This is a genomic window from Williamsia sp. Y721 (assembly GCF_059683565.1).
Genome location: NZ_JCASNH010000004.1, coordinates 773,324 through 790,408, shown reverse-complemented (window position 1 = coordinate 790,408; position 17,085 = coordinate 773,324). Strand labels below are relative to the sequence as shown.

Genomic DNA, 17,085 nt, shown 5'->3' with positions numbered 1-17,085 from the left:
CGTGGGCCAGACCAGGCATCAGACCGTGGTCTGATGTCGGGCATCTGGCGAGGCTATGCGTGCAGCCGAAGAATGTCGTCGATGCCGACCATGCCGGTCCGGAACGCGAACAGCACCACCTGAACCCGGTCGCGAGATCCGGTCTTCGCGAGGATCCTGCCGATGTGCGTTTTCACCGTCGCCAGGGAGAGGTGGAAGTCAGCGGCGATCTCACTGTTCGTCTTACCGATCGCAATCGCCTGCAGGACTTCGGTTTCGCGCGGGGTCAAGGCATCGATCAGAGCTGCAGGCACCGGCCGTGATGTCCACTGCGGACCCGGGTCCGACCGCCCGGATACGGTTCCGGCCACATGTGCGAGCAGACGCCGCGTCGAGCGGGGCGCGATAACGGCGTCACCGGCGTGCACGGTCCGGATCGCCGCGAGTAATTCTTCGGGCTGAGCATCCTTGAGCAGGAATCCACTCGCACCGGCGGCGATTGCCGCAAAGAGGTACTCGTCGGTGTCGAAGGTGGTGAGAATCAGGACCTTCGGGGTTTCGCTGCCGGACTCCAGGATCTGCCGGGTCGCCGAGATTCCGTCGACACCGGGCATCTGGACATCCATCAGCAGGACGTCGGCGTCGCATTCGGTCAGCCGGGCAAGGGATTCGGCTCCGTCGCCGGCCTCCAACACCACCGCCATATCGGGCTGTGAGTTGATGACCATGCCAAACCCTGCCCGCACGAGCGCCTGGTCGTCGACGAGCCCGACCCGGATCGGTTCGGTCATCGGGACTCGCCCACCGGTAGAATCGCGCGCACCTGATGGCCTGCGTCATCCGCGCGGTTGCCGACCTGCAGCGAACCACCGTGCAATTCGGCTCGTTCCCGCATCCCAAGCACGCCCTTGCCGCCACTGTCGACGACGGCCTCTCCACTCCCCCGGCCGTCATCTTTCACCGTGATCGTCAATACTTCATCTCCCCAGCGCAATTCGATGTCCGCCCCGGCTTGGTCGCCGGCGTGCTTGAGAATGTTGGTCAGGGATTCCTGCACGATTCGATACGCGGTCAGCCCGCACCCCACCGACACGTCCCGGGGTTCTCCGACCGTTCGGTACCGGACCGGCAACCCGCCCGACCGGACTGTTGCCACCAGGTCCGGGAGATCGGCGATACCCGGGACCGCACGGATCTCCCGCGGGCCGTCATCCCGCAGAACCCCGAGCAGCGCCCGCATATCCGACAGCGCCTGCCTGCCATTGTCGGCGATCGTCGCGAGCACCTTGATCGCCACGTCCGGATCCTGCTGTGCCGCATAGCGTCCGCCATCAGCCTGTGCGATGACAACGGTCAGGGTGTGGGCGATGATGTCGTGCATCTCCCGGGCGATGCGGGTTCGTTCACCGACCGCGGCGAGTTCGGCCTCCTGGGCACGCTCGAGTTCGAGCAGCCGCGCTCGTTCCCGCAACGTCGCGACCTCACGAATCCGCGTCCGCCGCAGCATTCCGACCGCCCATACGCCGGCGGAGAACGCGGCCAACAATGCGGCGTCGACCAGACTGTAATTGAAAGCCGGCGCTTCTCTTGCAGCCGTGAAGAACCGGCCCGAAGCCGCCACACCACCGCATATCCCGAGAACTAACGCGGCGCGTGTACCCCGGACCGAACCATAGGCGGCCATCGAATACAGACCGATCGAAGCGGCCGAACCGACGGCCGGGCTCAGGTTCTGGTCGACGGCAACGTGGACCAGCGCGACGCCTGCGATGACCACCCCGGCGACATCGGGGCGCGTCCGGCGAAATGCCAGTGCGATGCAGGCGACAGAACCCAGCAGGATTCGCCACGCGACCCGATCGCCCATCTCTTCCCACAGCTCGGGAACGACGGTCAGGAGCGCGATGGCCCCGGCCAGCAGGGAATCGAGCAGGAGTCGCCGTGGCTCGGCAAACCTGTTCCAGCGCTCGAGTATCCGCTGGGTGCTCACCTCGCCCAATCTAGTGCCCACCCGCGGACTGTCGCATCAGACCACGGGCGGACACACCAACCTCAGCGCAGCAGTGCGCGTGACATCACGACACGCTGGATCTGGTTGGTGCCTTCGTAGATCTGGGTGATCTTGGCATCGCGCATCATCCGCTCGACCGGGAAGTCGCGGGTGTAGCCGGCGCCACCGAAGAGCTGCACCGCGTCGGTGGTGACCTCCATGGCCACGTCCGAGGCGAAACACTTGGCAGCGGCCGAGATGAACCCGAGGTTCTTCTCGCCACGCTCGGCGCGCGCTGCCGAGGTGTAGACCATCAGACGTGCGGCCTCGACCTTCATCGCCATGTCGGCGAGCATGAACTCCACACCCTGGAAGGTGCTGATCGACTTGCCGAACTGCTTGCGATCCTTGGTGTAGGCGATCGCCTGGTCCAACGCGCCCTGTGCGATACCGACGGCCTGTGCGCCGATGGTCGGGCGGGTGTGGTCGAGGGTCTCGAGCGCGGTCTTGAAGCCGGTGCCCGGCTCGCCGATGATGCGGTCACCGGGGATGGTGCAGTTCTCGAAGTACAGCTCCGCGGTCGGTGAACCCTTGATTCCGAGCTTCTTCTCCAGCGGTCCGACGGTGAAGCCGGGGTCGTCCTTGTGGACGATGAACGAGGAGATGCCGTTGGCGCCCTTGTCGGGGTCGGTGACGGCCATGACGGTGTACCAGGTGGACTTGCCACCATTGGTGATCCAGCACTTGGAGCCGTTGAGCACCCAGTCGTCGCCGACTGCCTTGGCACGAGTCTTCATCGACGCGGCATCGGAACCGGCTTCGCGCTCGGACAGCGCGTAGGACGCCATCGCCTCGCCACTGGCGAGGGTCGGCAGGACCTGCTTCTTGAGTTCCTCGGAACCCTTGAGGATCAACCCCATCGTGCCGAGTTTGTTCACGGCCGGGATGAGCGAGGACGACGCGCAGACACGGGCGACCTCTTCGATCACGATGCACGCTGCGACCGAGTCACCGCCCTGGCCGTCGTATTCCTCGGGCACATGGATCGCATTGAAACCCGAAGCCTTCAGCGCGGTGAGCGCCTCTTCCGGGAATCGTGCCTTCTCATCGACGTCTGCCGCGTACGGTTCGATCTCTTTTTCCGAGAGCGCCCGAATCGCGGAGCGCAGCTCATCATGCTCTTCAGCGAGCTTGAACAAATCGAAGTCGGGATTGCCGGCCATCAGAACACTCCTAGTAGGCGCCAGTGCGATTTTCCTTCCCTGCAATTCTAATACCGCCGATCGGTTCAGTTACTGCCGGGTAACTGAAGTCTGTTCGACCGCGGCCACGGGCCCACGGAAGCTAGCCTTGGCGCACCCGAAGACCCGCATGTCGAAAGGCGATCACAGATGAGCGGCCAGACGTCACCGGCAGAAGCACTCTCCGACTTCGAGAAGTCGGATTTCACACATTTCGGCAAGACCAGGACCATCTACCGGCGTGGGCACGGCCCCGCGGTGATCATCATCGCGGAAATACCCGGTATCACTCCGAAAGTCCTCGAGTTCGCCCGCAAGGTGTCCGATATCGGTTGCACCGCAGTGCTTCCCAGTCTTTTCGGAATCGACGGCCTGGACCCCGACAATTCCGGGCCTGCAGACCTGGCAAAAATGGCCGCGTCACTCATCCCGACCTGTATCAGCAGCGAGTTCACCACCCTGGCCACCGGAAAGTCCTCGCCGGTCGTCACCTTGCTACGCGCACTCGCCGCCGACGAACACGGTCGCTGCGGCGGACCGGGCGTCGGCGCGATCGGAATGTGTTTCACCGGCGGGTTCGCATTGGCGATGGCCACCGACGAACGACTGCTGGCCCCCGTACTCGCCCAACCGTCGCTACCTTTTCGGCCGATCAACGCACTGGCCGGCAATATCGATATCTCCCCCGGCGAGCTCGACACCGTCAAAGGCCGCTGCGCCAAGGGACTTCAGGTACTCGGTGTCCGATTCAAGGGCGACCACATATCTCCGCCGAAGCGTTTCGAGTTTCTGCGCGAACAGCTCGGCGATGCGTTTGTGGCGATCGAACTCGACGACAGCGCAGCCGGGCCGTCACCGATGCCGCCGCACTCGGCCTTGACCGAACACCTCATCGACGAACCCGGCCAACCCACCCGGCAGGCCCTCGACGAAGTCCTCGACCTGTTCCGTCGCAAGTTGTTGTCGAGCGTGTAGTTGCTGCGGCATCGACCGGGTGGTCATCACCACAACTACACGCTCGACACGACCAACTATTCGCCGAGCAGTTTGTCCTGCAGCGCTTGGTCTTTGGCCAGGACCATAGTGTTGAGGTTCGCCTGGAACTGTTCCATCCGGGTCCGCAGCGCCGGGTCGGATGCGGCCAGGATCCGGACCGCCAGCAGGCCGGCATTACGGGCCCCACCGATCGATACGGTGGCCACCGGCACTCCGGCGGGCATCTGCACGATCGACAGCAATGAATCCATGCCGTCGAGATACTTCAACGGCACCGGAACACCGATGACGGGCAGCGGTGTTGCCGACGCCACCATGCCCGGCAGGTGCGCGGCGCCACCGGCGCCGGCGATGATGACCGAAAGGCCCCGGCCGGCAGCATCTTTGGCGTAGTCGAGCATGCGTTGCGGTGTGCGGTGCGCGGAGACGACACCCACCTCGAATCGCACACCGAACTCCGCGAGCGCCTCGGCGGCGGCCTCCATCGTCGGCCAATCCGAATCGCTGCCCATGATCAGGCCGACCCGCGGCCCTGACGCTGTCGACGCCGACCCTGCAGTTTCACTCACCGTGCACATCCCATCCATCGGTCCAGATCCCGGTCGACATCCAGTGTGCCGCCCGTTCGGCCACCTCCCGCACCCGCGCCACATCGTCCGGGTTGTCGATGTCGTCGGTCGCCGCGCCGAGCACGTTGATGTGCCCGATCTTGCGGTCCGGCCGTTCGCTCTTGCCATAGAGGTGCACCCTGGCCTGCGGAATCCGCGCGAACAGGTGATGCAGGCGCTCGTCCATCGACATCTCCGGCGCCTGTTCGGCACCGAGGATGTTGGCCATCACGGTGATCGGCGCGAGGGTGCCGGTGTCGCCGAGCGGGTAGTCGAGCACGGCACGCAGATGCTGTTCGAACTGCCCGGTGACCGCGCCGTCCATGCTCCAGTGGCCACTGTTGTGCGGCCGCATCGCCAGTTCGTTCACCAGCAGATCGCCATCTCCGGTTTCGAACAACTCCACCGCCATCACACCGACCACGCCGAGTTCGGCGGCGAGCGACAACGCCAGGCGTTGTGCCTGCGCGGCGACATCTGGATCGAGGGACGGTGCCGGCGCGATCACGACAGCGCACTGACCCTTACGCTGCACGGTTTCGACGACCGGCCACACCGCGCCCTGGCCGAAGGGCGAACGCCCGACCATCGCCGACAGCTCACGACGCAGCGCCACCTTCTGCTCGGCCATCAACGCCGTCCCAGCGGGGGCCTTCGCCAGGACCTCGAGTGCTTGCTCCCGACTTTCGATGAGCCAGACACCACGGCCGTCGTAACCGCCGCGGATCGTCTTGAGGACGATCTCCCAGTGATGTCGGTCACCGAACTCGATGAGTTGAGCCTGCGGATCGGTGCCCGCCAGTTCCACGTAATCCGGGATTGGGGCGCCCAGTGATGCCAGTTTGCCCCGCATCGCCAGTTTGTCCTGGGCGTAGATCAGTGCACTCGGCGGCGGCAACACCTTGACGCCTTCGGAGACCAGAACCTCGAGATGTTCGACGGGCACACCTTCGTGGTCGAAGGTCAGCGCATGGCATCCGCGAGCGGCGGCCCGGAGATCGTCGAGGTCGGTGTGTGAACCCAAAACGAGATCAGGGGTCACCTGACCGGCGGGTTCATCGACCGAAGCGGCCAATACCCGAAGCCGCTGACCCAGCGCAATCGCTGCCTGGTGCGTCATCCGGGCCAGCTGTCCGCCGCCGATCATGGTCACCACCGGCATTCCCGATACCGCCGCCGACCGACTGCCGGACGCCGCGGCGGCGCTTCCTGCCGATGCCGGGACGGGGGCAGGCGGAGCCGTTGCCACGATCGATTCAGGGGCTGGGTTTCGATCACTCGTCACGGCTACCAATCGTGTCATGTTCGGCCTCGGATGAATGACACGGGCAGGCCACACGCTCGGAGATTCGTTCCGGCGGGTGGTTATTTCGTAGACTGCATCCTTGTGTCATTCATCGACGGGCTGCTGTCCCGTACTCCAGCGCCGATCCGAGCGCTGGCGATGCGTCACAACGAGCTGATCAAGTTCGCGATCATCGGCGGATCGATGATGCTCCTCGACATGGCGATCTTCTATTCGCTGAGCCTGACCGTTCTCGACACCAAGCCGGTCGTCGCCAAGATCATCTCGGGTGTGCTGGCCACGATCGTCAGCTACGTCCTCAATCGCGAGTGGGCATTCAAGAACCGTGGTGGCCGCGAGACACACCACGAGGCCATGCTGTTCTTCGCGATCAGCGGCGTCGGCGTCGTGTTGCAGGCAGCCCCGTTGTTCGTCGCCAACAACCTCTTCGACATCCGTAGTTCGGTGGATGTCACCCAGCTCGTCTTCATCGACTTCGTCCTGGGTTACATCATCGGCAATCTGATCCAGATGGCATTCCGATTCTGGGCGCTGCGCCGCTTCGCCTTCCCCGAGTCCGAGCTGGACCCGGACGGGTCGGTACCCACCGGTCTGGAACCGACACCCGGCGAGCTCGGGCACAGCTGAGCGATCCCGGGATTCACCGGGGCTCTACGCGACTGCTCGATGCATCCGGGCCGTCCTCCTCGACGTCGTACCTGGGCACGACGATCGCGAACGTCGGTGGACGACGATGCAGCAGATCCAGCCGACCGCCATCGGCCTCGATGAGAGATCTCGCCAACGACAGTCCGACACCACTCGAACCGCCCTCCGAATAGCCGCGCTGAAATACGTGCGGTGCACTTTCGTCGGTCACGCCCGGTCCCTGATCCGACACCGAGATACGGATCATGCCGCTCCCGGGCAGCTCCTGGGTGTCGACGACGGTATCGCCCCGACCATGCTGCAGTGCGTTGTCGACGAGCACCGCGAGCGCCTCCCGCAACCGGGTTGGCGTCACCCTTACGGCGGCCTGTCCGGTCGTCTGCGCGGTCAATTCGCGACCCTCGACCGCAAACGCCTGCTGGAAGTCGGAGACCACCAACGCCACCTGCTGCGAGACGTCGACCGGCTCGAGCATCGCGACCTGTTCGCCGCGGGCCGCGGTGATCAGTTCGTCGAGTTCGTTGGTCAGTCGTTCCACCTGTCCCAAGGCCGCTTCCGCTTCGCTGACGACATCGGTGTCGGGATGGATCGACAACTCCTCGAGCCGGAGCCGGATCGCGGTCAGACGACTGCGAAGTTGATGGGACACCTCGCCGACGATTCGCCCCTCACGTTCGAGCCGGGTGGTGATCTCCCGGTTCGCGGCGTCGAGAGCGGACGACATCCGGTCGAGTTCGTCGATGCCGTAGTGCCGGCCCTCGGTCCCGAAGTCACCCTGTGCCATCCGTGCCGCGCGTGCCGCGACATCTTCGAGTGGATCGGCCAGACGTCCGGCGGTGACGGCCGCGACCACGACGCCGGCGATCACCGACATCGTCACCACCAACGACACGACGCCCACGGCAGCCCACTGCCCGCTGCGCACCTGGGTCTGCGGAATAGACAGGGTCAATGACCCGGCCTCCCCCAAGGCGAGCGATTCTCTGACCGCCCGTTCATCGAACTCGGTGCCGATCCCGACTTCACGTTGTTCGGTCCCGGTCGGGGTCGCCACCGGATAAGTGATCACCAACCGGCCCTCGGCCGGGATGAGCAGGCGGAACTTCTCCCGATCGAGTGCCCCGGTGATCCTGCCGTCGGAACCCTCCTGGAGGAGCAGTTCTGTGGAGATACGTTTGAGCCGATTGTCGAGGTCCTGTTGTGCGGTGTCGCCCACCCACCACCACGCGGTGACCATCAGGGGCACGCCGAGGAGCAGTCCGATGCCCACGACCATGCCGATCATCGACCGGAGAATGCGGCCGCGCACGTCTAGTCGGGATCGAAGCGGAAGCCGACACCACGGACGGTCACGATCCGCTTCCGGCGGTTGGGCTGGTCGTCCCCGATCTTTCGGCGCAACCAGGAGATGTGCATGTCGAGAGTTTTGGACGACAGCAGATCCGGGGTGCCCCAGACCTCGGTCAGGATCTCTTCCCGACTGACCACCTCACCGGCCCGCTCCATCAGGTAGCGCAGCAGGTCGAACTCCCGGTTGGCGAGCGTGGTGTCCACGCCGGACACCTGGACACGTCGCCCCCGGGCATCGAGGTGGATGTCGCCGGCCTCGAGCACGACGTCGGCGGTCTGCTTGCGACGCAACAACGCTCGCACCCGGGCCAGCAGCTCGGCAAGCCGGAACGGTTTCCCGACGTAGTCGTCCGCCCCGGCATCGAGACCGACGACGAAGTCGACCTCGTCGGTGCGGGCGGTCAGCATCAGCACGGCCAGCTGAGGTCGGGTCTGCCGGATGCGACGGCATACCTCCAGACCATCCATCTCTGGCAGGCCGAGGTCGAGGACCAACAGCTCGAACCGTCCGCTGGCGGCGCGTTCGAGTGCATCGGTACCGGTGGTGACCACCTCGCAGCCGTAGCCCTCGCGCGTCAGCGCACGCGCCAGCGGCGCGGATATCGCTTCATCGTCTTCGGCGAGCAGAACATCGGTCACCTGATCAACTTAGGCCCCCGGCGCACAGATATGCCGCCAACGACATGGCTACGGCCGGAAAGTCTGCGCCCGGCCGTCATCGGCGACCGCGGAAGTCGTCACCGTCGGCGGTGTCGAAGACCTCGTGATACAGCAATGAATGGACGCGTTCGACCTGTGGGATGTCGTTGAACTCGAGGGGATCCTCGGACGCCGACTCGATGATGAGCGTTCCTGTCCGCAGGATCCGGTCGAGCAGTCCGTGCCGGAACTCGACTGAGTTGATGCGCTGGACCGGGATGTCGATCCCGGACCGGGTGAGGATGCCGTTGCGGTAGGTCACCCGGCGGTCGGTGAGCACGAAGTGGGTGGTCCGCCAGCTGATGAACGGACGGATGAAGAACCACAGCACCAGGCCCAGCCACACCACCGCGATGATGATGCCCAGGACCGTCTTCGTGGACGACCCGATGTCGGAGGTCGACAGGTATCCGCCCGCGACACCGGCCAGAGCCGTGCCGAGAACAAACACCACGATCGGCATCAGCAGGCACTTCCAGTGCGGGTGGTGGTGCAGGATCACGCGTTCACCCTGGGCCAAAATGCTCTCCGGATACCCCATCAACAGGCCTTCCCTCTCGATACGCATGGAACCCGATGCGCGGGTGCGCCACATCTGGACGTGCCGCAATCAAACCACCCGCCTGCCACACCTGACGTGGAGTCCGAGCCGGTGGGGGTTACGGTTGTCGCCTCATCATCGAAACACCGCAGGTATCGGTGATCAGTAGACTCACCTGCAGGGAGGTGCCCGATGTACCCGAATGATCCGAACAAACCACGCACCCAGCGCTATGACCGCGGACAGGACCCCGATCCGCAGGCATACAGCCAGGCCTACCCCGAACAGGGCTACCAGCAACCCTACGATCAGTATCAGGCCGGCCAGTACCCCGGCGATCAGAACTACGCGCCGCCTGCCCGGCCGGCTGCGCCGCAGCGACGACCGAAACCCAATCGGCCACAGGTCAATCCGACGATGTTCATCGGCGGTGTCCTGGCCACGGCCGTGGTCACCGGACTCGCGGCCTGGCTGGTCGCCTGGATCATCCGGCTCATCATCACCCGGGTGAACGAAACCGGTGCACTCGGTGTGTGGAATCCGATGGCCAACGACGAGTACTGGTTTGCCGTCGTGGCGTTCCTCTGCGCCATCTTCGCCGGCGCACTCTGGTACGTCCTGCAGTTGGCGACCCCTGCGCCCAACGACTTCTTCAAGTGGATCGTCGGGCTGCTCATCGTTGCAGCGATCCTGATCCCGCTGCTGCTGTCGCGGGAATGGACCACCGGCATCTCGACCGCGATCGTGCATGCGGTGATCGGTCTTCCGATCATGTTCCTCATCCCGGCAATGGGCACGAAGAGCATGGACCGTCGCTGATCTGAACTCCGACGAGCTCGCGGGCGCGGGGATCAGTCGGTGATCCGCAGGTGCGTCACGTCGCCTGCGGACACCGCCACCCGCTCCCCGCGCTTGTCCTGCACGACAACCCGCCCGGTGCCGTCGATCTCGACCGCGACACCCTCGAGCTGCTTGTCCAGGGGCAACTCCACCCGGACCTGATGGCCGAGCGTGGCGCAGCGCGCGCGATAGTCCTGCCGCAGTCCGTCGAGGTCGTCCGGCCACTGTTGCAACCTGCGGTCCAGCGCGACGAGAACGGCTGCGGCAAGGTCCTGCCTGCTCACGTGGGCACCCGCCAGCTCCAGCGAGATCGCCGTCGGGACCGGGAGTTCGGTCTCCGTGAGGCTGACGTTGATCCCGATCCCGATGATCGCCGCCGCACCCGACGGTCCACGGGTCAATTCGGCCAGGATTCCGCACACCTTGCGGCCGCCGATGCCTGCGGTGGTCTCTCCGGGCGCAGGCAGCAGAACATCGTTGGGCCACTTGAGCACCGGTGCGAGGTCACTGACCGCCCCGATGCCCTCGACCACTGCCAGGCCGGCCAGCAGCGGCAACCAGCCGAGCGCGGCCGGAGCGTTCGCGGTGTCCGCCGCCACCGCCACGGACATCGCCACCTGTGAGCGTGGCGGGCTCACCCACTGCCGCGCGTGACGTCCACGGCCCGCGCTCTGGTGTTCGGCGACCACAACCGACCCGACACAGTTCGATGTCGCGGCCAGGGCCACGAGATCTGCATTGGTCGAACCGGTTTCCTCGACCACCCGCACCGAGCTCCAGCGGGTGCCCGCCACAGCGTCCCGGAGTGCTTGTTCGTCGATCGGTTCACGCTTGACTGCCTGCGGCTTCATGCCATCAGCGTAGGGGCAGGCGCCGGGGAGATCCTCGGCTGCCCGCAGGGGGTTTTGACACGAAGATCTACCTGTATCCGGCGGTACCACCTCAAATGTGAGTTAACCCTCAGGTTAGCCCGGCGCGCACCCCCTTCACACAGTGTGGATAGCATCAAAGCCATGACGAGTTCCCCCCAGGACGCGCAAGCGGCGCCGGACATCCACACAACTGCCGGAAAACTCACTGACCTGCACAATCGCCTTGCCGAGGCCAAGCACCCGGTCGGCGAAGCAGCAGTCGAGAAAACCCACGAGAAGGGCAAGCTCACTGCACGCGAGCGCATCACCCATCTCCTGGACGACGGTTCGTTTGTCGAACTCGATGCGCTGGCCCGCCACCGCAGCACCAACTTCGGACTCGGCGACCGCCGTCCGGTCGGCGACGGCGTCGTCACCGGATACGGCACCATCGACGGCCGCGAGGTCTGCATATTCAGTCAGGACGTCACGGTCTTCGGTGGCAGCCTCGGCGAGGTCTACGGCGAGAAGATCGTCAAGGTGATGGACCTGGCGATCAAGACCGGCCGTCCGCTGGTCGGCATCAACGAAGGCGCAGGCGCCCGCATCCAGGAAGGCGTTGTCTCCCTTGGTCTGTACGGCGAGATCTTCCACCGCAACGTGCGCGCCTCGGGTGTCATCCCCCAGATCTCGCTGATCATGGGCGCGGCGGCCGGTGGCCACGTCTACTCCCCCGCGCTCACCGACTTTGTTGTCATGGTCGACAAGACCAGCCAGATGTTCGTCACCGGCCCCGACGTGATCAAGACCGTCACCGGCGAGGACGTCACCATGGAAGACCTCGGTGGCGCCCACACCCACATGGCGAAATCCGGTGTTGCGCACTACGTCGGCACCGACGAAGAAGACGCCCTGGAGTACGTCAAGGACCTGCTGAGCTACCTGCCGAGCAACAACCGCGGCGAGGCCCCTCGCCTGCCGGTTGCCGCGCCTGCCGCCGGTTCGATCGAGGACACCCTGACCGACGAAGACCTCGAGCTCGACACCCTCATCCCGGACTCCCCGAACCAGCCGTATGACATGCATGAGGTCATCCGCCGCATCCTCGATGACGACGAATTCCTCGAGGTGCAGGCCGAGCGCGCGATGAACATCATCGTCGGCTTCGGCCGCGTCGACGGACGCAGCGTCGGCCTCGTCGCCAATCAGCCGACCCAGTTCGCCGGCTGCCTCGACATCGACGCGTCCGAGAAGGCCGCGCGTTTCGTGCGCACCTGCGACGCGTTCAACGTCCCGATCATCACCCTGGTCGACGTGCCGGGGTTCCTGCCCGGTACCGAGCAGGAGTTCAACGGCATCATCCGTCGCGGAGCCAAGCTCCTCTACGCATACGGCGAGGCCACGGTCGGCAAGATCACCGTCATCACCCGTAAGGCTTACGGCGGCGCGTACGACGTCATGGGCTCCAAGCACATGGGCGCCGATGTGAACCTGGCCTGGCCGACCGCTCAGATCGCTGTCATGGGCGCCTCGGGCGCGGTGGGCTTCGTCTACCGCGGCAAGCTCAAGGAAGCCGCCGCCAACGGCGACGACGTCGATGCACTGCGTCTGCAGCTCCAGCAGGAATACGAGGACACCCTCGTCAATCCGTATGTCGCCGCCGAACGCGGATACGTCGACGCGGTGATCCCGCCGTCGCACACCCGCGGTCAGATCGCCACCGCGCTCAAGCTCCTCGAGCGCAAGATGGTGAGCATGCCGCCGAAGAAGCACGGGAACATCCCCCTATGAGCGACCACACAACGCCTGCGGGCGACGAGACCGCCGCCCCCGCAGCGCCGTTCCTCACCGTGGTCAAGGGCAATCCGACCGACGTCGAGGTCGCTGCCCTGGTCGGTGTGCTCGCCGCAGCAAGCGGGTCGGGTGCACCTGCCGATCCCGGTCCCCGCAATCTCTGGGGTGCACACGTCGACCGGCTCCGGCCTGCAGGCGGGTTGGCGCCCAGCGCTTTTCCGAACCTGCGCTGGGATTACTGACCCGGTGACGCCCGGTTACCGCCGATGACCCGGTTCGTCCTGGCATCGGCGTCACCCGCACGTCGCAAGATCCTCGGCGCCGCCGGCATCAGCCCGGTGGTGTCGGTCTCCGAAGTCGATGAGGACGCGCTGCTTGCCCAGGCAGGCAGCGCGGCCTCACCGTCGGCGATCGTGACGATGCTGGCCCGCGCCAAAGCGCTCGACGTGGTCGGCCGCCTCGATGCCGACCTCGCGATGGATTCGGTTCTCGTCGGCTGCGATTCGATGCTGCTTCGCGATGGTGTGCTCACCGGCAAGCCACACACCGCGCCGGTCGCCCGCTCGCAATGGATCGACATGCGCGGTACCGAAGCACAGCTGATCACCGGACATTGCCTGCTCCGACTGATCGACGGTGAGATCGCCTCCACCGAAACCGGCAGTGTCGCAACAACTATTCGTTTCAGCTCCCCCACCGATGAACAGATCGACGCGTACGTCGGCAGCGGCGAGCCCCTACAGGTCGCCGGAGCATTCACCCTCGATGGGCTCGGTGGCTGGTTCATCGACGGCATCGACGGAGACCCCTCATCCGTGATCGGAATCAGTCTTCCGCTTGTCCGAGAGCTGCTCGATCGGGTTGGTGTCAGTGTCACCGACCTGTGGTCCCCCGGGGCATGACCATGACATCGCGGACGCGGCCCGGCTAGCCTGTACCGCGTGATAACTGAACCGATGGGCTCGACCGACGACCTCGCCATCGAAGTACGAAGTCTGTGCAAGAGTTTCGGCGATCATCGCGCGGTCGACAACATCGACCTGACCGTCGCGCGGGGTACGGTCTGCGGTGTCCTCGGCCCGAACGGGGCCGGCAAGACCACGATGATCCGGATGCTCACCACGCTGTTGCGACCCGACTCCGGGACGGCTCTCATCCTCGGCCGCGATGTCGTCCGGGAAGGTCCGGCAATCCGATCCCTCATCTCCTTGACCGGGCAGTACGCCTCGGTCGATGACGATCTCACCGCCGCCGAGAACCTCGACATCTTCGGGAGGTTGCTGGGCTTGCGCAACGCTGAAGCCAGGGACCGTGCCCGCGAGCTCGTCGACGAATACGGGCTCACCGCCGCAGCGGGACGCCCGGTCCGCAAGTTCTCCGGCGGGATGCGGCGCCGACTCGACTTGGCGGCCAGCATGATTCGTCGGCCCGAACTGCTGTTCCTCGACGAACCCACCACCGGACTCGATCCGCGGACCCGAACCCAGCTGTGGGAGATGGTTCGAGGTGTGGTCGCAGACGGCACGACGGTCCTGTTGACCACCCAGTATCTCGACGAAGCCGACGCCCTCGCCGATCACCTCGTGGTCATCGATCACGGTCAGGTTGTCGCGGACGGCACACCGGAATCCCTGAAACGTTCGGTGGGCAACTACGCCCTCTCGATCACGCTCGCCCGCGGCGACGACCGCGCCCGCGCAACCGAGATCATCATGCGGTTGCTCGACGGGCCGATCGAATACGAGGAGAGAACTCGGCAATTGACGATGTCGGTGAGCGATTCGGCGCGTTCGGCACAGGTGATCGCGGCACTGTCCGAGCAGTCGATCGAGGTGCAGGAACTCAGCGTCCACAAGCCTTCACTCGACGAGGTGTTCTTTGCGCTGACCGAGGATCGGAGCCCGGCATGACCATCAACCGGACGACCGAAGTGTCGAACGACCCGGCCCTCGGGCACATCACCACCCGAAAAGCTCTGCGCGACACGTCGACGATGGCCCGGCGCGGCCTGCTGAAGTTCAAGCACACACCGCAACAGCTACTCGACGTCATCGTCGTGCCCATCGTGTTCACCGTGATGTTCGCCAACATATTCGGTGGCGCGATCGCCGGGAGCGTCGACGCCTATCTACCCGTCCTCATCCCCGGTGTGCTGGTGAACATCGTGATCACCAGCACCGTCGTGGTCGGGGTCCAATTGCGGGTGGACATCGATCGCGGTGTCTTCGATCGCTTCGTGTCCCTGCCGATCTCGCGAATCGCGCCGCTGTCCGGATCGTTGGTCGCCGCCGTGGTCCGGTACGTCATCGCGATCGTCATCACGCTGATGGTCGGATTGTGCATGGGTTATCAGCCCGCGAGCGCCCTCGGCACGCTGGCCGCAATCGCCCTGGTGATCTACGCGGCCTTCTCGTTGAGCTGGATTTTTGCGTTCATCGGCGTCCTGATGAGTAAAGCCTCGTCGATTCAGGGGATCTCGGCGCTCACCCTCACGACGCTGGGCTTCATGTCCAACGCCTTTGTGCCGACCGAGAGCATGCCGTCATGGATGCGGACGATCGCCGAGATCAACCCGATCTCTCATCTGGTTTCCGCGGTGCGTTCGCTGGCCAATGAAGGTCAAGCGGATATGCACATCGTGTGGTCGTTGTTAGGCTCCACCGTGGTCATCGCGGTGATCGCACCGCTGACCGTGAAGACTTACCTGCGGCGGCTGTAGACCGACCGCCCGACGAAGGAGTATTGGTGGGTCAGACGTCCCCGGTCCTACGCATCACCCCCGACGATGATCTCTTCGTCCGGATGCACCGGGCGGCAGGCCTCGGAGTCGTGAGCCAGATGGTCTGGAGATTGAGATCTCCACTCGACGCCGGCGAGCTGGAACAGTTCGGGACCGCGCTGGCGGCAGGGCATTTCAGTCGAGTATTGCGTCGGCGGCGGATGCCTCTGGCCCGCGACCACTGGATCCGCGGCGGAACACCGGGGGCTGTCCATGTCGACTCGGCTGCGTTGACCGCCGATCAGATCCACGACTGGATCGACACCGCTGCCCAGTTCGAGGTCGATCTCATCGCCGGCCCGGTGTGGGAACTCCGTTCGGCCCCACTGCTCGACGGCGGCGAGCTGGTGTCGCTCTGCTTCTCACACGCCGTGGCGGACGGCGCCCTCTTCGGCAAGAACATCGACAACGCACTCTCCGCCGAGCACCCCGCGATCCCGCCCGCCACACCGGTGCGGGCGTGGGACGACCTCTCGGACGCGCTGGGTCAGCTGCGTCAGATCAGCGGAGGTCTGGGCACTCTGGCCGCATCGTGGATACGGTCTCGACGCAGTGCCGACGAACGTCCTGCCAATGTCGTGACCTCGATGTCTGTTCCGTTTCCGTCCCATATAGAGGTGCCCGACGATGCTCCCGGGTACATCGCGCCGTTCGCGGTCGCCAGCATGCCGACGAAAGAATGGCTCGATGTCGCCGCCCGACACGGTGGTTCGGGCAATTCGTTGTTCGTGGCCATGGTCGTCGGGATCCTGGTCGGGACCGGCCGCGCCAGCTGGGACGACACCGTCCGCGTGTCGGTCCCGATGACCGCCCGCACGGACCCCGACGACATCCGGTCCAACGCGACCACCGGCCGCTCCCTTGACCTTCCGGCCCGACTGAGCCAGGAGCGGGATCTGGAGGCCGTCAAGGCGCATTCCAAACTCATGTACATCGATTCGTCGCGGCGACCGAGCACGATCACCCTGCTGCAGCCGCTGGCGCAGGCACTGAGCGACCGAACTCTGCTCCGGCTCAACCGCCGAGCCTCGACACCGCTGGCGTTGGCGTCGAACATGGGGACCTTCAGCGCTACATTCGGCGGCCTCGGGCGCCCCAACCGAGTCGATAAATTCATGGGTAGGTCCGTCACGCCCGCCATCACCCGCGAACGGCTCATCCAACTCCGTGGCGGCTTGATGGCCTGCGCGATCGTCAGTGGCGACACCATGAACCTCACGGTCAGCGGCCTGGATCCCGTGGCTCTGCCCGACACGGACACACTCTCCGAACTGCTCGCCGCCGAGTGCGACCGTTGGGATCTCAAACCCGAACTGTGGTGATGCGCTGGATCGCAAAACATTTGATCTGAGCGCAGGTGTGTCTCAACCCATATTATGATCACGCGACTGCATCGAAACGATGACGGCGATGTTTCATCACACCGCAATACCGCTTGTCCGAGAACCCGAAGGGACCAATTG

Annotated in this window: 18 protein-coding genes; 9 read left to right on the top strand and 9 right to left on the bottom strand. The window is 65.0% G+C overall.

The genetic code is table 11. The annotated features are described in order from the left end of the window. Positions 1–53 precede the first annotated feature (53 nt). The 3 genes from AC56PL_RS23160 to AC56PL_RS23150 form a co-directional block, all read right to left on the bottom strand. Complete coding sequence (locus AC56PL_RS23160) at positions 54–770, bottom strand: response regulator transcription factor (protein ID WP_497155258.1); 717 nt, start codon at positions 768–770, stop codon at positions 54–56. After that, positions 767–1,969 (bottom strand): DUF7134 domain-containing protein, encoded by a 1,203-nt coding sequence (locus tag AC56PL_RS23155; RefSeq protein WP_495517775.1) that lies wholly within the window; start codon positions 1,967–1,969, stop codon positions 767–769. Before AC56PL_RS23155 ends, AC56PL_RS23160 begins: the two co-directional genes overlap by 4 nt. Positions 1,970–2,031: 62 nt before the next feature. Beyond that, positions 2,032–3,192, bottom strand: a complete 1,161-nt coding sequence (locus AC56PL_RS23150; RefSeq protein ID WP_497155257.1) for an acyl-CoA dehydrogenase — start codon at positions 3,190–3,192, stop codon at positions 2,032–2,034. Positions 3,193–3,360: 168 nt separating this feature from the next. Between AC56PL_RS23150 and AC56PL_RS23145 the strand changes: the two genes are divergently transcribed. Continuing rightward, complete coding sequence (locus AC56PL_RS23145; RefSeq protein WP_497155256.1) at positions 3,361–4,185, top strand: dienelactone hydrolase family protein; 825 nt, start codon at positions 3,361–3,363, stop codon at positions 4,183–4,185. 56 nt (positions 4,186–4,241) lie between these two features. Here the strand turns inward: AC56PL_RS23145 and purE are convergent, their stop codons facing one another. Together purE and AC56PL_RS23135 are read right to left on the bottom strand one after the other, a co-directional pair. After that, entirely contained in the window at positions 4,242–4,784 is a 543-nt protein-coding gene (gene purE, locus AC56PL_RS23140) for a 5-(carboxyamino)imidazole ribonucleotide mutase (RefSeq protein ID WP_497155255.1), read from the bottom strand. Continuing rightward, complete coding sequence (locus AC56PL_RS23135; protein WP_497155316.1) at positions 4,768–5,976, bottom strand: 5-(carboxyamino)imidazole ribonucleotide synthase; 1,209 nt, start codon at positions 5,974–5,976, stop codon at positions 4,768–4,770. The genes purE and AC56PL_RS23135 overlap by 17 nt, the downstream gene beginning before the upstream one ends. A gap of 225 nt (positions 5,977–6,201) precedes the next feature. Here AC56PL_RS23135 and AC56PL_RS23130 point away from each other — a divergent pair, with 225 nt between their 5' ends. Continuing rightward, a complete protein-coding gene (locus AC56PL_RS23130) occupies positions 6,202–6,747 on the top strand; it encodes a GtrA family protein (RefSeq protein ID WP_497155254.1) in 546 nt (181 codons plus the stop codon). A 13-nt stretch (positions 6,748–6,760) separates the two neighbouring features. On the opposite strand, the gene AC56PL_RS23125 is transcribed toward AC56PL_RS23130, so the two are convergent. The 3 genes from AC56PL_RS23125 to AC56PL_RS23115 form a co-directional block, all read right to left on the bottom strand. Next, complete coding sequence (locus AC56PL_RS23125) at positions 6,761–8,053, bottom strand: ATP-binding protein (protein WP_495517781.1); 1,293 nt, start codon at positions 8,051–8,053, stop codon at positions 6,761–6,763. Between the two features lie 26 nt (positions 8,054–8,079). Next, positions 8,080–8,757, bottom strand: a complete 678-nt coding sequence (locus AC56PL_RS23120) for a response regulator (RefSeq protein ID WP_495517782.1) — start codon at positions 8,755–8,757, stop codon at positions 8,080–8,082. Between the two features lie 76 nt (positions 8,758–8,833). Beyond that, positions 8,834–9,385, bottom strand: coding sequence for a PH domain-containing protein (locus AC56PL_RS23115; RefSeq protein WP_495517783.1), 552 nt, complete (start codon positions 9,383–9,385; stop codon positions 8,834–8,836). A 165-nt stretch (positions 9,386–9,550) separates the two neighbouring features. Here AC56PL_RS23115 and AC56PL_RS23110 point away from each other — a divergent pair, with 165 nt between their 5' ends. Further along, positions 9,551–10,177, top strand: a complete 627-nt coding sequence (locus AC56PL_RS23110; RefSeq protein ID WP_495517784.1) for a hypothetical protein — start codon at positions 9,551–9,553, stop codon at positions 10,175–10,177. Between the two features lie 32 nt (positions 10,178–10,209). Here the strand turns inward: AC56PL_RS23110 and AC56PL_RS23105 are convergent, their stop codons facing one another. Next, positions 10,210–11,049 (bottom strand): biotin--[acetyl-CoA-carboxylase] ligase, encoded by an 840-nt coding sequence (locus AC56PL_RS23105; protein WP_497155253.1) that lies wholly within the window; start codon positions 11,047–11,049, stop codon positions 10,210–10,212. 162 nt (positions 11,050–11,211) lie between these two features. On the opposite strand from AC56PL_RS23105, the gene AC56PL_RS23100 reads away from it, so the two are divergent. Genes AC56PL_RS23100 through AC56PL_RS23075 form a run of 6 tightly spaced genes read left to right on the top strand, consistent with a single transcriptional unit; the run spans position 11,212 to position 16,944 of the window. Continuing rightward, complete coding sequence (locus tag AC56PL_RS23100) at positions 11,212–12,840, top strand: carboxyl transferase domain-containing protein (protein WP_495517786.1); 1,629 nt, start codon at positions 11,212–11,214, stop codon at positions 12,838–12,840. Beyond that, positions 12,837–13,085, top strand: a complete 249-nt coding sequence (locus AC56PL_RS23095; protein WP_495517787.1) for an acyl-CoA carboxylase epsilon subunit — start codon at positions 12,837–12,839, stop codon at positions 13,083–13,085. Before AC56PL_RS23100 ends, AC56PL_RS23095 begins: the two co-directional genes overlap by 4 nt. 24 nt (positions 13,086–13,109) lie before the next feature. Continuing rightward, positions 13,110–13,745: a Maf family nucleotide pyrophosphatase gene (locus AC56PL_RS23090; protein ID WP_495517788.1), complete on the top strand. Its 636-nt coding sequence runs from the start codon at positions 13,110–13,112 to the stop codon at positions 13,743–13,745. Between the two features lie 39 nt (positions 13,746–13,784). Next, the gene (locus AC56PL_RS23085) at positions 13,785–14,753 is read left to right on the top strand and encodes an ATP-binding cassette domain-containing protein (protein ID WP_497155252.1); all 969 of its coding nucleotides are present in this window, start codon (positions 13,785–13,787) and stop codon (positions 14,751–14,753) included. Then, the gene (locus tag AC56PL_RS23080; protein ID WP_495517790.1) at positions 14,750–15,562 is read left to right on the top strand and encodes an ABC transporter permease; all 813 of its coding nucleotides are present in this window, start codon (positions 14,750–14,752) and stop codon (positions 15,560–15,562) included. The genes AC56PL_RS23085 and AC56PL_RS23080 overlap by 4 nt, the downstream gene beginning before the upstream one ends. A gap of 26 nt (positions 15,563–15,588) precedes the next feature. Beyond that, positions 15,589–16,944, top strand: a complete 1,356-nt coding sequence (locus AC56PL_RS23075) for a hypothetical protein (protein ID WP_497155251.1) — start codon at positions 15,589–15,591, stop codon at positions 16,942–16,944. Positions 16,945–17,085: the final 141 nt, after the last annotated feature.

Excerpts from the sequence above, each read along its gene's own strand:
- AC56PL_RS23125 (WP_495517781.1), bottom strand. The coding sequence starts at position 8,053 with ATGATCGGCATGGTCGTGGGCATCGGACTGCTCCTCGGCGTGCCCCTG.
- AC56PL_RS23080 (WP_495517790.1), top strand. The coding sequence starts at position 14,750 with ATGACCATCAACCGGACGACCGAAGTGTCGAACGACCCGGCCCTCGGG.
- AC56PL_RS23135 (WP_497155316.1), bottom strand. The coding sequence starts at position 5,976 with ATGCCGGTGGTGACCATGATCGGCGGCGGACAGCTGGCCCGGATGACG.
- AC56PL_RS23145 (WP_497155256.1), top strand. The coding sequence starts at position 3,361 with ATGAGCGGCCAGACGTCACCGGCAGAAGCACTCTCCGACTTCGAGAAG.
- AC56PL_RS23160 (WP_497155258.1), bottom strand. The coding sequence starts at position 770 with ATGACCGAACCGATCCGGGTCGGGCTCGTCGACGACCAGGCGCTCGTG.
- AC56PL_RS23090 (WP_495517788.1), top strand. The coding sequence starts at position 13,110 with ATGACCCGGTTCGTCCTGGCATCGGCGTCACCCGCACGTCGCAAGATC.
- purE (WP_497155255.1), bottom strand. The coding sequence starts at position 4,784 with ATGTGCACGGTGAGTGAAACTGCAGGGTCGGCGTCGACAGCGTCAGGG.
- AC56PL_RS23105 (WP_497155253.1), bottom strand. The coding sequence starts at position 11,049 with ATGAAGCCGCAGGCAGTCAAGCGTGAACCGATCGACGAACAAGCACTC.
- AC56PL_RS23110 (WP_495517784.1), top strand. The coding sequence starts at position 9,551 with ATGTACCCGAATGATCCGAACAAACCACGCACCCAGCGCTATGACCGC.
- AC56PL_RS23150 (WP_497155257.1), bottom strand. The coding sequence starts at position 3,192 with ATGGCCGGCAATCCCGACTTCGATTTGTTCAAGCTCGCTGAAGAGCAT.
- AC56PL_RS23100 (WP_495517786.1), top strand. The coding sequence starts at position 11,212 with ATGACGAGTTCCCCCCAGGACGCGCAAGCGGCGCCGGACATCCACACA.
- AC56PL_RS23115 (WP_495517783.1), bottom strand. The coding sequence starts at position 9,385 with ATGCGTATCGAGAGGGAAGGCCTGTTGATGGGGTATCCGGAGAGCATT.
- AC56PL_RS23095 (WP_495517787.1), top strand. The coding sequence starts at position 12,837 with ATGAGCGACCACACAACGCCTGCGGGCGACGAGACCGCCGCCCCCGCA.